The organism is Massilia sp. Masssp93 (assembly GCF_059491295.1).
Genome location: NZ_CP168502.1, coordinates 1,832,947 through 1,847,420 on the forward strand (window position 1 = coordinate 1,832,947; position 14,474 = coordinate 1,847,420).

Consider the following 14,474-nt stretch of genomic DNA (forward strand, 5'->3'; position numbering starts at 1 on the left):
GTCTCATTCGTCACGCCCGCGCGCCCACGCGCGCGGCGTCGTTGTGCATTTCCCACACATCGCATTTTTCATGCATCGTGTTGGTGATTTTAAGAATTGTCCTACACGTGGCTGCAAATCAGAATGAATTCACCGGTACAGGCGCGGATGCCGCCGCCTTCCGGCACCCACAAGAACGGACGCACAGAATGTCGCAGAGGAGAATATCAGTGAAGCAGTTCCAAAGAACAGCCATCGCCGCAGGTGCGGCCCAGTTTGTGTTGATGGCGAGCGGGGTCCTGTTTGCGCACAGCGCACTGGCCGACGACACCACCACGAAGAAGGACGACACCACGACCACCGTCGTCGTCGTGGGCCAGCGCGCCGCGCTGGAATCGGCCGCGATGCGCAAGAAGAATTCGGACGAGATCGTCGATTCGATCGTCGCCGACGACATCGGCAAGCTGCCGGACAAGTCGGTGACGGAAGTGCTGCAGCGCGTGGTCGGCGTGACCATCGACCGTACCATGAACGTGCCGGACCGGCTGCAGAGCGTGGGCGACGGCATCAACCACTTCGCCGCCGAAGGCACGGGTGTGTCGGTGCGCGGCATGTCGTACGTGCGCTCCGAACTGAACGGCCGCGATTCGTTCTCCGCCAACGGCGGCCGCTCGCTGAGCTTCGAGGACGTGCCGCCCGAGCTGATGGCCGGCGTGGACGTCTACAAGAATCCGTCGGCCGAGCAGATCGAAGGCGCCATCGGCGGCCTCGTGAACCTGCGTACCGCGCTGCCGTTCGATTTTAAAGGCGCCAAGGGCGCGGTGTCGGTGGAAGAATCGCGCTCCCAACTGCGCGGCAAGAATTCGCCGTCGTTCTCCGGCCTGCTGTCGAACCGTTGGAAGACCGGCTTCGGCGAGTTCGGCGTGCTGGTCGACCTGGCGCGTTCGAAAATCGACACGCGCAGCGACGGCATGCAGATCTCGCCGTACGTCGCGCGCACCGATGCCGTGGTGGCCGGCGAGGCCGCCGGCCCCACGCGCTGGATCTCGGGCGGCGGCAGCTGGACGACGAACAACTTCGAACGCGAGCGCGACGGCCTGTACGGCGCGCTGCAGTGGAAGAAGGATTCGCTGTCGTCGCACCTGACCTATTTCCGCTCGAAGTACGACATGCACACGTCGGAATACTCGCTGTCCGCGGGCGCGAATCCGGCCACCATCATGCTCGATCCGGGCGCGGTGTTCGACGACCAGGGCGTGCTGCTGGCCGGTACGATGCGCGCGCCGAAGGACCCGGGCGTCGGCTTCGGCACCCAGACCCGCAGTTCCGGCCGCAAGTCCGATACGCGCGACGTCGCCTGGAACCTGCAATGGCGCGCGAACGACCAGTGGACGTTCACCGGCGACCTGCAGCATACGCGCGCCACGACGTACGGCTTCGACAACCTGGTCGGCCTGGGCGGCTACATGCCGAAAGAGGGCATCGACCTGCGCACCTCGCCGCCGACGCTGACGTTCGACTCGGCGGACCGCGCCTTCCTCAACGATCCGAACAACTACTACTGGTCCTCGACCCAGGAACACCGCGACGACGCCGTCGCCGCCCAGAACGCGGCCCGCCTGGACGCCAAGTTCATCTTCGACAGCCCGGTGCTGAACGACCTGCGTTTCGGCGTGCGCTTCACCAACCGCACGGCCGACACGCGCGCGACGCACGGCAACAACCAGTGGCACGAGATCACGGCGCCCTGGGCCGTCGGCAGCGACGGCTGGCAGCCGTTCAGCAAGCTGGCCTACCTGAGCGACCCGCGCTTTGCCGGCGACAAGGTCGCGCCGATGTCGTTCAATAACTTCTTCGGCGGCAAGACCACGATGCCGCCGTCGGTCGTCGTCGCGAACATGGGGCTGACGGACGGCGCGCCGCCGGCGGGCTTCGCCCAATTGCACGATATGGTGAAGGTCCTCTGCAGCACCGACCCGTGCTCGGGCGACGCCCTGTGGGATTATGCGAAGTTCGGCGATCCCGAAAGCCTGAACCAGCAGCATGAGAAGACCAAGGCCGCGTATGCCCAGCTGCGCTTCGGCTTCGACACGTTGCGCTATCCGGTGGACGGCAATGTGGGGGTGCGCGTCGTGCGTACCGACATGTCGGCGAACGGCTACCTGCTGTTCTCGCCGCCGGATACGTCCAAGCTGCCGACCGTGCCGAAGATCGCCGCGCTGTCCGACCAGACCCAGTTCGACAACAAGTACACGAACGTCCTGCCCAGCCTGAACCTGCGCATGAAGGCCAGCAACGAGCTGCAGTTCCGCGCCGCATACTCGAAAGGAATGACGCGTCCGGACTTCTACCAGATGCAGACTTATACGACGCTGAGCCAGAACGTCCACACGCATACGGACAAGGACACGAACGCCACCATTCTCGACGGCGTCGACTACACCGGCTCCGGCGTCGGCAACCCGATGCTCAAGCCCACGCGTTCGAACAACTTCGACCTGACGGCCGAGTACTATTTCGGCCACGGCGGCCAGCTGACCCTCGCGCTGTTCAACAAGCGCCTGTCGGACATCATCATCGGCAAGACGTCGATCACCACGCTCAACGACGAGACCGGCCAGCCGCACGACTTCGCGGTCACGTCGCCCGTCAACGGCGCGACCGGCCGCGCCAGCGGCGCCGAGATCGGCTACCAGCAGTACTTCGACAAGCTCCCCGGCCTGCTGTCCGGCCTCGGGGTGTCTGCCAACTACACCTATATCGACAGCCGCCAGGACCTCGGCAAGCCGCTGGCGCAGGTATGGTGCACGCCGCAGGACAACACGGCCACGCTGCTGGCGCGCGACCTCTCCGGTTGCGACACGGACGGCCACCTGCTGAACGTGGGTAACGTGCCGATGACGGGCCTGTCCAAGAACGCCTTCAACGCCGCGATCCTGTACGACAAGGGCCCGGTGTCGGCACGCGTGGCGTACAGCTGGCGTTCGAAGTACCTGCAGGCGATCAACGCCTACGGTACGAGCAGCAACGACGGCATCGACGCGAATCCGGCCAGCCCGAACTTCGGCAAGAACTACAACTTCTACTACGCACTGCCGACCTATGGCGGCGCGTATGGCCAGGTCGACGCGAGCCTGCAGTACAAGTTCACCGACAACCTGAACCTGTCCGTGCAGGCGACCAACCTGACCAACGCGCTGTACAAGCAGTACATGCAGCAAGGGATCGGCCTGATGGAGCGCGGCGCGTTCTACACCGGCCGCCGCTACTCGGTGCGGATGGGTTACTCGTTCTGATCGCAGCGTCGTGAGCACACCTCCCGCGCGCCATCCGGCGGCGGGAGGTTTTCGCGTTCTGACATGGGAGACAACATGCTTGATAAGCCCATCCGCAACATCGTCATCGTCGGCGGCGGCACCGCCGGCTGGATGACCGCCGCGCCGCTGGCGCTGCGGCTCGGCACGTCCTGCAACATCGTGCTCGTCGAGTCGCCCGAGATCGGCACCGTCGGCGTGGGCGAATCGACGCTGCCCACGATCCGCTACTACAACCTCGCGCTCGGGTTGGACGGGGCCGACTTCATCCGGCGCACCAAGGCCACCTTCAAGCTGGGCATCGAGTTCCAGGACTGGGGGCACGTCGGCAACCGGTTCTTCCACGGCTTCAGCGACTTCGGCCCGGCCATCGAAAACCGTCCCGCCTACATGTACTGGCTGCGCCTTTCCCGCGCGCGCAAGGACATGCCGTCGTACGAGGAATGGTCGGTGGCGACGGCGATGGCGCGCGCGCACCGTTTCATTCCGCCGTACGGCGACCGGCCATCCGTCACCAATGCGTATTCCTATGCCTTCCAGTTCGACGCCGGCCTGTATGCCGCCTATCTGCGCGACTACGCGACGGAGCGGGGCGTCACGCGCATCGAAGGCACGGTCAGCGACGTCGAGCAGCACCCGGACACCGGCTTCATCACGGCCGTGACGCTGCGCGACGGGCGCCGCGTGGAGGGCGACCTGTTCATCGACTGCACGGGCTTTCGCGGCCTGCTGATCGAAGGCGTGTACAAGGCCGGCTACGAGGACTGGAGCGCCATGCTGCCCTGTAACAGCGCCCAGGCCGTGCCGAGCGCCTGCGCCGACAAGCTCACGCCCTTCACGCGGGCGGCGGCCAAGAGCGCCGGCTGGACGTGGCGCATCCCGCTGCAGCACCGCACCGGCAACGGCCACGTGTACTGCGACGCGTTCATGTCGGACGAGGAAGCGGGCCGCGTCCTGCTCGACGGCCTCGATACCGAGGCGCTGGACGCGCCGCGCCAGCTGCGCTTCACGGCGGGCCGCCGGCGCAAGTCGTGGGTCAAGAACTGCGTGGCGATCGGACTGTCCAGCGGCTTCCTCGAACCGCTCGAATCGACGAGCATCAACATCGTCGAGCTGGCCGTCGGCTGGCTGCTCCAGTATTTCCCGGACCGCGACTGCCGCCCCGAGCTGGCCGACGAATTCAATCGCCTCATCGCGCAGCGCTACGAGTTCGTGCGCGACTTCATCGTCCTGCATTACAAGCTCACGAACCGCGACGATTCCGAATTCTGGCGCTACTGCGCGCACATGCCGATCCCGGACTCGCTGCGGCACCAGATCGACCTGTTCCGCGCGTCCGGCCGCGTCACCCTCTACGATCCGGAGGGGTTCTCGATGGACTCGCACGCGTCGATCATGCTGGGGCTCGGGATCAGGCCGGAGACGGGCGATCCGCTGATCGACCGCATGGACCTGAAGCGCCTTGACGAGCATTTCGGCAAGGTCCACGCGACGATCCGGCAGGCGGTCGGCGCGATGCCGGACCATGGCGAATTCGTCGCGCAACTCGCAGCCGGCGCGATGCGAAAATCGTGAGCGAGCCTGGACGATTTCGTTGTTGCCGGCGCCGGATACAGCGGGTATCATTTTGTGTATAGAATACATAAAAAACCGACCTCCGAAGGATAGTGATGAAACGACGTGCACTCTTGCAGCACATGGCGGCCGCCATCCCGGCGCTCGCCCTGTCCCCCTATGCCGGCGCGGCCGGCGCCCGCGTCCCCATGGCCACCGGCCCGTTCGAGCCGACCTGGCCGTCGCTGTCCAGGTACGAGACGCCGGACTGGTTCCGCAACGCGAAGTTCGGCATCTGGGCGCACTGGGGCCCGCAATGCGAACCCGAACACGGCGACTGGTACGCCCGCGGCATGTACGAGCAGGGCAGCGATCACTATAAATACCACGTGGCCAAGTACGGCCACCCGTCCAAGTTCGGCTTCAAGGACGTGATCCGCCGGTGGAAGGCGGAGCGCTGGAATCCGGACGAACTCGTGGGCCTGTACAAGAAGGCGGGTGCGAAGTACTTCGTCGCGCTGGCCAACCACCATGACAACTTCGACCTGTACAAGAGCCGCTACCAGCCCGACTGGAACGCGACGAAGCTCGGCCCCGGCAAGGACCTGATCGGGGGCTGGCGCAACGCCGCCCGCAAGCACGGCCTGCGCTTTGGCGTCTCCGTGCACGCGGCGCACGCGTGGTCGTGGTACGAGACGGCGCAGGGCGCGGACAAGAACGGCCCGCTGGCCGGCGTGCCGTACGACGGCCGCCTGACGAAGGCCGACGGCCGTGGCCAGTGGTGGAACGGGGTCGATCCGCAAGCGCTGTACGCACAGAACCACCCGCTCAGCAAGGACGGCGGCACCGTCGACCAGCGGTGGGAGTGGGGCGGCGGCGTGCTGGCGCCGGACAAGGCGTATGCGGACAAGCTGTACAACCGCACCGTCGACCTGATCGACAACTACGACCCTGACCTCGTGTACTACGACGACACGGTGCTGCCGCTGTATCCCGTCAGCGACATCGGCCCGCGCCTGGTCGCGCACATGTACAACCGCAGCGTCGCGAAGCACGGCAAGGTCGACGTCGTCGTCAACGGCAAGATCCTCGACGAGGTGCAGCGCCATTCGCTGGTGTGGGACATCGAGCGGGGCCAGAGCAGCCGCATCGAACCGCTGCCGTGGCAGACTTGCACGTGCATCGGCAGCTGGCACTACGACCGCCGCATCTACGACAACAAGGCGTACAAGAGCGCGCAGACGGTCGTGCACACGCTGATCGACGTCGTCAGCAAGAACGGCAACCTGCTGCTGTCCGTGCCGGTGCGCGGCAACGGCACCATCGACGAGCAGGAACGCGCCATCGTCGAGGAGATCGGCCGCTGGATGGCCGTCAACGGCGAGGGCATCTACGATTCGCGTCCATGGACGACGTGCGGCGAGGGTCCCGTGATCGAAGCGGCCGCGGCGCCGCTGTCGGGCCCCGGCTTCAACGAGGGCAAGGGCAAGCCGTTCTCCGCCGCGGACATCCGCTTCACGGCCGGCAAGGACGCCGTGTACGCGTTCGTGATGGGCTGGCCGGAAGACGGCACCGTGACCATCAAATCCATGCGCGCCGGCGGCGAGCACCTCAAGAAGGAGGTGGCCCACGTCGAACTCGTCGGCGGCGGCGCGCTCGCGTTCCGCCAGACCGCCGACGGCCTGCAGGTGACGCTGCCGCGCGAGCGCCCGGCGCTGCCGTACGCGATCGCGTTGAAAGTGGCGTGAACATGCCGCGTCCAAGGAGCCCACGCATGACCGACAACTTGTCCCGCATCCTGATCGCCGCCGCGCTGTGCGCCATCGGCAACGTCGTCCATGCGCAGGACGCTGACGTCAACGCGGACCGCGCGCGCGCCAACTTCGCCCGCCCCGTGGTCCTCGCGGCGGACGACGTCCGTGCTTTCGCCGCGCCGCCGGCGGGCTTCGCGGACGCGCACGCCGGCACCGCGCAAGGCAAGGTGGAGCCGTTCACGTATCAGTCGGCCGTCACGGGGACGCGGCGCGCCGCCAACGTGTGGCTGCCGCCCGGCTATGACAAGACGCACCGCTACCCGGTGCTGTACCTGTTGCACGGCATCGGCGGCAACCAGGACGAATGGCGCGGCTACGTGCGCGCGAACGACGTGCTCGACAACCTGGCGGCGGCCGGCAGGATCGTGCCGATGATCGTCGTGATGCCCAACGGCCGCGCGCTGGCGGACGACCGTTCGCCGCCGCCCGACCGCGTCTTCACGCCGGAAAACGCGGCAGGCTTCGCGCGTTTCGAGCACGACCTGCTCGAGTCGCTGATCCCCGCCGTCGACGCCGCGTATCCGACGCTGGCGGACAGCGGCCACCGCGCGCTCGGCGGCCTGTCGATGGGGGGCGGGCAGGCGCTGAACTTCGGCCTGAAGCATCCGCAGGCGTTCGCCTGGGTAGCGGGCTTCTCGCCGGCGCCGAACACGGAAGACGCGGCGAAGCTGGCCGCGGAGGCGCGCCAGGCCGGCGGCGGGCTGAAACTGCTGTATCTGTCGTGCGGCAACCGCGATGGCCTGATCAACGTCGCGCAGGGCGTGCACCGGCAATTGAAGGCGCAGGGCGTCGCCCACGTGTGGAACGTGGACGGCTACGGGCATGACCGCGACAGCTGGGCGGAAAACCTGTACCACTACGCCCAGCTGCTGTTCCGATAGGCGCCGTCAGTTCTCTTCGACGATCGCGAGGTCCCACGGTCCCAGGTTGACCGTCTCGTCCGCCTTCACGGCATGGGACGTCAGCAGGTCCGTGCCGGCCTTGTGGTGGTATGCGAAGCTTGCCGGGGCGCCCGAGTAGTTGAAGTAGTAGCGGATCGTCTTGCCGAACCGGTTGACGCCGGTGCGCGCCTGGATGTTCGCCGGCAGCTGCTGGTCGGGGCCGATCAGGCCCTGTTCCTGCAGCACCGATTGCAGCACCGCCTTCTGCAGCTGGTCCGACAGATACGTGCCTTCGTAGACGGCCTTGCCGCTGCCGTACTGGTTCGACGTGATGGCGGGCCAGCGGCCGAAGAACGGGTGGTCGTACCAGGCGAGGGCCTTGGCCGTGTCCAGCTGCAGGAACTCGGCCCAGTACCGCACCTTGTTGTCGGCGCCGGTGTGGTACGGATCGCCCTTGAGCGCGAGGGGCTGGGCGAGGTTCGAGAATTCCTGGTAGTGGAAGCCGAGCGCCTGGCGCAGCGGGCCGGGCGCCATCGTCCAGCGCACGGCCGCGTTCTCGTTCGTGAAGCCGCTCTTGAAGGTCATCACGACGTGGCCGCCCTTGCGCACGTAGTCCGCGATGCGCTGGAGCAGGGCGTCGTCCGCCACGTACAGCATGGGCACGATCAGCACCTTGTAGGCGGACAGGTCCTGCGTCTCGGGGAACACGAAGTCGGTGCCGACGTTCAGGTCGTACAGCGCGTGGTGGATCTGGCGCACCTGCGCGCCGTAGTCGGCGTTGCTGCCGCCCGCGCCCCATTGCGACGGCTTCGCGAACGGCATGTCGTTGACGGCGTTCAGCGAATCGCGGCTCCACAGGATCGCCACGTCGTTATGGATGCGCAGGCCGACGAGGCGCGGGCCGATCTTCTGCAGCTCGTGGCCCGTGCGGCTCATTTCCGCATACGCGCGGTTCGGCTCCAGGTCGTGCGACAGCACGCCTTTCCAGTACGTCTCCTGGTTCGCGTGGATCGACGCCCAGTGCCAGTATTCGACCATGTCGGCGCCGTTCGACAGGTGCGTGTAGACGTCCTCGCGGAACTGGCCGTCGTACGGCGGGTACTGGAACGACGAGCTCCAGTCGGTCGTCTGCGCATTCGTTTCCGTGACGAGGAAGTTGCCGCCCTTGAGCGAGCGCGTGAAGTCGGCCTGCAGCTTCTGGTCGGCGCCGTTGTACTGGTCCTGCGTGCCCCAGTGATAGATGTTCACGCCGGGGATGTCGAGTCCGCGCGCGACGGCTTCCTCGTTGACGTCCGCATGCAGCGAGCCGGCGAAATCGTGCGTGACGAACTGGCGCGGCCCGGCGCATTCGCGGATGAGCTGCGCCTGCCAGTGCAGGAAGTCGGTGACGCGCATCTGGCCCCAGCGCGACCATTCCAGCTTGTAGCCCGTGCTCTGCGCGCCGTCCGGCCGCGGCAGGTCTTCCCAGGTATGGAGGTTCTGGCCCCAGTAGTTCAGGAACCATGCGCGGCTGAGGTTTTCCGGCGTGCCGAATTTCTTTTCCAGGTAGTGCTGGAAGCGGATGAACACGTCGTCGTTGGCGGCGCCGTAGCTGCCGGTCTCGTTGTCGACCTGCCAGCCGATGACGTTGGGGTTGTCCTTGTAGTGGGCGGCGATGCGGCGGATCAGGCGCTCCGCATAGAAGCGGTAGGCGGGCGAATCCGTGTTCATGTTCTGGCGCATGCCGTAGGTGTTCTTCGCGCCGCCGAATTTCGTCGCCAGGATTTCCGGATGCTGGTGCGCCATCCACGCCGGGATCGAATACGTGGGCGTGCCCATGATGACCTTGATGCCCGCCTTGCCCATCGCGTCGACGACGCGGTCCATCCACGCATAGTCGAAGCGGCCGTCTTCCGGCTCCCACAGGCTCCACGTGGATTCGCCCAGGCGCACGACGTTGAAGCCGGCCGCCTTGATCATCTGGACGTCCTTGTCCAGCCGCTCGTACGGCATGTACTCATGGTAGTAGGCGGCCCCGTACAGTACGGTCGGGAAGTCCGGCTGCGTGGCCGCCGCCGGTGCCGCCCCTGCGGGCGCGCAGGCAGCGATCGCGCAGGCGACCGCGCAGGCGAGGAGTCTCCGTGTAAACATTCAATACCTTTCTTGTGGATACAGGTGTGGACAATATGCCATTGTGACGAGCCGCGCGATAGTCCTGCAATTACAAAAACCGCCAGCGCCGCAACGATTTGTCGCAGTCCGCGCCGGTGCGAATTTTCATCCCGGCGCTGGCGGATTTCACAATTGCGGCAGCATCGTCCCGCCGACACAATATAGACCAACAGCCGCTAACGACCGCTGAACGACATTGCCGCCCGCAGCCATGCGGCCAACCGCTTTTTTCCGACGATTTCCCAACCGGCCCGGCTGGAGGAGATGCCGGACCGGGCCCCTTCATGAAAGGTAGAACGACGTGAAATCACTGCTATCGAAGGCGATGTTGTCCATGCTGGTCGTCGCGGCACCGTTCGCGCAGGCCCAGAGCTGCGGCAGCGGCGGCGGCGCCACGGTATGCCTGTCGGCGACCGGCAACGGCAATGGCGTGCAGCTGAACTGGACCGTCAGCGGCGCCGTCAGCGGCATCCAGGTCTACCGCGACACCGACCCGGACCCCAGCGGCCGCACCCGCATCGCGCAGCTGGGTAATTCCGCGACGAGCTACACGGACACCAAGGCCGCGCCGGGCGAAGCTTACTGGTACTGGGTCAAGTTCACGGCCGGCGGCACCGGCTACAACGCCGGCGCCGCGCGTGCCGTACGCGTCGGCGTCATGCGCAACCTCACCAGCATGCAGTTGTCGGCGCAGATGTCGCCCGGCTGGAACCTCGGCAACACGCTGGAAGCGATGGGCACGTATGTGTGGGGCAGCACCAGCTTCGCCGAGACGAACTGGGGCAACCCGGCCGCGAACCAGGCGATCTTCGACGGCATCAAGGCGGCCGGCTTCAAGAGCGTGCGCATCCCCATCTCGTGGAAGGAATACGCGGACGCCAACGACAACATCAGCCCGCAGTGGATGGACCGCGTGACGGCAGTGGTGAACTACGCCCACAACGCGGGCCTGGTCACGATGATCAACATTCACTGGGACGGCGGCTGGATGCAGCCGACCTATGCCCAGCAGGGCACCGCCAATGCGCGCCTGACGAAGTTCTGGACGCAGATCGCGAACAACTTCAAGAACCATGACGACACGCTGCTGTTTGCGGGGACCAACGAGGTCATGGTCGACGGTAACTACAATCCGCCGACGACGGAATACTGCAGCGTGCAGAACGGCTTCAACCAGACCTTCATCAACGCCGTGCGCGCCACGGGCGGCAACAACGCCTCGCGCCACCTGGTGGTCCAGGCCTACAACACGAACATCAACAACGCGGTGACGTGCAACGCCACGATGCCGAGCGACTGGATCGCGAACCACCTGATGATGGAGGTGCACTTCTACGATCCGTACAGCTTTGCGCTCGACACCAGCTCGACCGAGTGGAAGTGGGGCCAGGCCGCCAATCCGTCCGGCTGGGCCAACGAGTCCTACGTCGACGGCCAGTTCCAGAAAATGAAGTCCGGCTTCGTCGACAAGGGCGTCCCCGTCATCCTGGGCGAGTACGCGGCCAGCGTGCGCACCGAGTACGACGCCGCCGGCACGTATCGCAAGTACTGGGACCAGTACATCACGCATTCCGCGTTCACGCACGGCGTCGTGCCGATGTACTGGGATAACGGTTACACCGCCAACCACCAGTCCGGCCTGTTCAACCGTTCGAACGGCACGCAAGGGTATGCGGACGTGATCGGCGCCATCGTGAACGCCGCCAAGTAATACACCCGGGAGGGGCGGGCGCGGTGCGTTCGCGACTCCGGGTTGACCGAGTAGTCTCCTACCGCCTGGCATGGTAGGTTTTCGGGGCGGCCCTGGCCGCCCCCTTTTTTTTGGGCCGTTGCGGACGTCGCTGTTATGATCGCAGCACGCGCCCCCGGCAGAGGCGGTGCACCGAGACACCAACCGACGTTCACAATGCAAGAGTTTTACAAGAAGTCACTGCTCGTCCTGATCGCGCTGCTGGCCGTGGATGCGCTGCTCGCCGTGTTGTTCATCTTCCTGAGCCAGCCGACCTACACGCTGTCGCCGACGCTCCGCGACGGCGTCCGCTGGGAGGCTGTCACGACCGCGGACGGCGATCAGGGCGGGACGTCGACGGTCCGGCTGCGCGCATCCGGGGCGGACAAGCTGGCGTTCGACTACAAATTGACGAGGAAGGCACCGTATCCTTTCGCCGGTGCCAGGTTCGTGGCAAAGGACGCGAAAGGCAGCCTCGCCACGGTGGATTTGTCGAAATACGACACCATCACCTTTCTCGCCCGTTGCAGCCCCGCGGATCCCATGGTGTTCGGCCTGACGATATTCGACGACAGAATTTCGAGGCCCGGCGAGTTCCTGACTTACCGGTCGCCCGTTACTTTCTTCTCGTGCAACGAGCAGGGCGTTCCCGTTTCCCTCGACATGCGGCGGATGACCATTCCGGGCTGGTGGTTCTACATGATGAAGCTGGACCTGGCGTCGCAGGGTTATAAGCTTGACAAGGTGACGGTGCTGGCCTTCGGATCGAGTTCGCAAACGCCGTTCAATATCGATTCGCGGGTGGAGATCAGCAATATCACATTGCGCGGGCACGATTACCGTTATATCGCCGCGCTCGTGGTGATTCTGCTGGCCGGCTGGATCCTGTTCGGCGTGTGGTTTTTCCGGACCCATGCGCGCACGCTGGCCGCCAGCCTGAATTACCGGCTGAAAAAGGATTTGCCGCTCGTCGCCTATCGCCAATTGACCGTCGCGCCTTATCGGGACGAGGAAAAAGCGTCGGTGCTGAAATTCATCGCGACGAATTACACGAATCCCGAGCTGGATCTGGAAAGTGTCGTGGCCGGCACCGGCGCGAACCGGAACAAGGTGAACGAGGTGCTGAAGACGGAACTCGGCATGACATTCACCAGTTATCTGAATAAGTTGCGGCTGACGGAAGCGGCCCGCCTGCTGACGGAAAAGAGCGCCGCGACCGTCGCCGAAATCGCATATTCGGTCGGTTATGCCAACGTGTCGTATTTCAACCGGCTGTTCAAGGAAGAATACGGCTGCACACCCAAGACGTTCCGGACGCTTGCGCCCCCGCAGGCGCCGCCCGCCGAGCCGGTCCCCACGGCGCCGGCGCCGCCGAAAAAAGTGGAAAACGGCTGATCCGGCCTTCCACTCCTTGCAGAAGTCATCGTAATTTCTGCACGGTGATAGAAAACGCGGTACGTACGTTAGAGGCGCCCGGGATGGCGCCCTATCCTTGAGTTGAAGGGCCGCCGCCGCCGGCGTCCAGGTCACGCTACGAGGAACCATCCCATGACTGCGCATCCCCCGTGCCTATCCCACTCCAGTCACGTGCTCGCAATGAGCGCGATGTCCTTATGGCTGGACCAATTCATTAGCGCTGCAATTCATCCCGACCCGCATGCCGTGCGCCGCCGGGATGCGGATTGATTCCGGCGCCCGTTCATTCCTTGATGCGCGCTTCGGCGCGGGCGGCATGGTTTTTATCGGCCGAATAAATCGGCATTAAAACAAAAAAAGAATCATTAGGAGACGACGATGAATGGAATCGATCTGCGGGGAACGCCGCATGAAGACTAAAGCCTATCGGATTGCGCTGCTGTTCAACGGGAATAAAACGTTCGACCGCGAAGTGATCGCCGGTATCGCCGCCCACCTGGGCGGTACCCGCGTCGCCTGGGATCTGTTTCTGGAGGAGGATTTCCGGCTGCGCCTGGCCGGCATGGACCGCTGGCAGGGCGACGGCGTCATTGCCGATTTCGACGACCCGGCCGTGGCACAGGCCTTGTCCGGCTGCAGGGTGCCCGTCGTGGCCGTGGGCGGTTCGTATGCCAGCGACGCCGCGTATCCGCCCGGCGTGCCGTATGTGGCGACGGATAATTTCAAGCTCGTCAAGCTGGCCCACGACCACCTGATCGACGTCGGCCTGCAACGCTTTGCCATGTTCAGCCTGCCGGAAGCGCAGGAAAGCCGCTGGGCGCAGGAGCGCGAGCAGGCGTTTCGCTGCCTGATGGCGGAAGACCGGATGGAAGCGGAGATCTTCCGCGGCTGCGAAACGAGCGCGGCGTCGTGGGACGCGGCGGTCCAGGGCCAGATCGACTGGCTGCGCAGCCTGCCCAAGCCGGTGGGCGTCATCGCCGTCACCGATGCGCGCGCGCGCCAGCTGCTGCAGGCCTGCGCCATCGCCGGCATCTCGGTGCCCGAGCAGGTGGCGCTGATCGGGATCGACAACGACCCCCTCGTGCGCATGCTCACCCGCATCCCGCTCAGTTCCGTGATCCAGGGCGCGCACGAGATGGGCCGCACGGCGGCGCATCTGCTGGAACAGATGCTGCACGGCGTACGTCTCGCGAACACGCAGATCCTCGTGCCGCCGGCGGGCATCAACGTGCTCGCGTCGAGCCGCTTCCAGGCCGTCAAGCATCCGCACGTGATGCGCGCCTGCCATTACATCCGCCAGTACGCATGCCAGGGCATCAAGACGCACCAGGTGGCCGAGTACGTGGGGGTGTCGCGCTCGTCGCTGGAAGTGTATTTCCGCCAGGAGCTGGGCTGCAGCGTGCACGACATGATCCTGCGTTCGAAGCTCGATGCCGCCAAGGCGGGCCTGGAAAGCGGCGAGCGCAGCATCGCGGACGTGGCGCTCGGCTGCGGGTTCACGTCCACCCAGTACATGCACCTCGTGTTCAAGCGCGAACTGGGTTGTACGCCGCGCGCCTGGCGCGACCGCGCGCTCGGCGAGCGCGACACGTTGTCCGTGGCGGCGTAGCGTCGGCGAGAAACGTTCTCCCCGTTG

8 protein-coding genes are annotated in these 14,474 nt (G+C 65.4%); 7 read left to right on the top strand and 1 reads right to left on the bottom strand.

Going from position 1 to position 14,474, the window contains the following annotated elements; translation table 11 throughout:
- Positions 1-209 precede the first annotated feature (209 nt).
- From ACEN9Q_RS07735 to ACEN9Q_RS07750, 4 genes are all read left to right on the top strand, one after another.
- On the top strand, positions 210-3,275 hold the full coding sequence (locus ACEN9Q_RS07735) for a TonB-dependent receptor (protein ID WP_495627922.1): 3,066 nt from the start codon (positions 210-212) through the stop codon (positions 3,273-3,275).
- Positions 3,276-3,350: 75 nt separating this feature from the next.
- Positions 3,351-4,868, top strand: a complete 1,518-nt coding sequence (locus ACEN9Q_RS07740; RefSeq protein WP_495627923.1) for a tryptophan halogenase family protein — start codon at positions 3,351-3,353, stop codon at positions 4,866-4,868.
- 95 nt (positions 4,869-4,963) lie between these two features.
- A complete protein-coding gene (locus tag ACEN9Q_RS07745) occupies positions 4,964-6,595 on the top strand; it encodes an alpha-L-fucosidase (RefSeq protein ID WP_495627924.1) in 1,632 nt (543 codons plus the stop codon).
- Between the two features lie 26 nt (positions 6,596-6,621).
- On the top strand, positions 6,622-7,542 hold the full coding sequence (locus ACEN9Q_RS07750; protein ID WP_495627925.1) for an alpha/beta hydrolase: 921 nt from the start codon (positions 6,622-6,624) through the stop codon (positions 7,540-7,542).
- Between the two features lie 6 nt (positions 7,543-7,548).
- Here the strand turns inward: ACEN9Q_RS07750 and ACEN9Q_RS07755 are convergent, their stop codons facing one another.
- On the bottom strand, positions 7,549-9,672 hold the full coding sequence (locus tag ACEN9Q_RS07755; protein ID WP_495627926.1) for a beta-galactosidase: 2,124 nt from the start codon (positions 9,670-9,672) through the stop codon (positions 7,549-7,551).
- Positions 9,673-9,994: 322 nt separating this feature from the next.
- Between ACEN9Q_RS07755 and ACEN9Q_RS07760 the strand changes: the two genes are divergently transcribed.
- The 3 genes from ACEN9Q_RS07760 to ACEN9Q_RS07770 all read left to right on the top strand — a co-directional run bounded on the left by ACEN9Q_RS07760 (position 9,995) and on the right by ACEN9Q_RS07770 (position 14,447).
- Positions 9,995-11,404, top strand: a complete 1,410-nt coding sequence (locus ACEN9Q_RS07760; protein ID WP_495627927.1) for a glycoside hydrolase family 5 protein — start codon at positions 9,995-9,997, stop codon at positions 11,402-11,404.
- A gap of 195 nt (positions 11,405-11,599) precedes the next feature.
- Complete coding sequence (locus ACEN9Q_RS07765) at positions 11,600-12,817, top strand: helix-turn-helix domain-containing protein (protein WP_056442784.1); 1,218 nt, start codon at positions 11,600-11,602, stop codon at positions 12,815-12,817.
- Positions 12,818-13,247: 430 nt separating this feature from the next.
- A complete protein-coding gene (locus ACEN9Q_RS07770; RefSeq protein WP_056442936.1) occupies positions 13,248-14,447 on the top strand; it encodes a XylR family transcriptional regulator in 1,200 nt (399 codons plus the stop codon).
- Positions 14,448-14,474 lie beyond the last annotated feature (27 nt).

Coding starts and splice junctions, on each gene's coding strand:
- ACEN9Q_RS07740 (WP_495627923.1), top strand. CDS start 3,351: ATGCTTGATAAGCCCATCCGCAACATCGTCATCGTCGGCGGCGGCACC.
- ACEN9Q_RS07745 (WP_495627924.1), top strand. CDS start 4,964: ATGAAACGACGTGCACTCTTGCAGCACATGGCGGCCGCCATCCCGGCG.
- ACEN9Q_RS07750 (WP_495627925.1), top strand. CDS start 6,622: ATGACCGACAACTTGTCCCGCATCCTGATCGCCGCCGCGCTGTGCGCC.
- ACEN9Q_RS07755 (WP_495627926.1), bottom strand. CDS start 9,672: ATGTTTACACGGAGACTCCTCGCCTGCGCGGTCGCCTGCGCGATCGCT.
- ACEN9Q_RS07765 (WP_056442784.1), top strand. CDS start 11,600: ATGCAAGAGTTTTACAAGAAGTCACTGCTCGTCCTGATCGCGCTGCTG.
- ACEN9Q_RS07770 (WP_056442936.1), top strand. CDS start 13,248: ATGAAGACTAAAGCCTATCGGATTGCGCTGCTGTTCAACGGGAATAAA.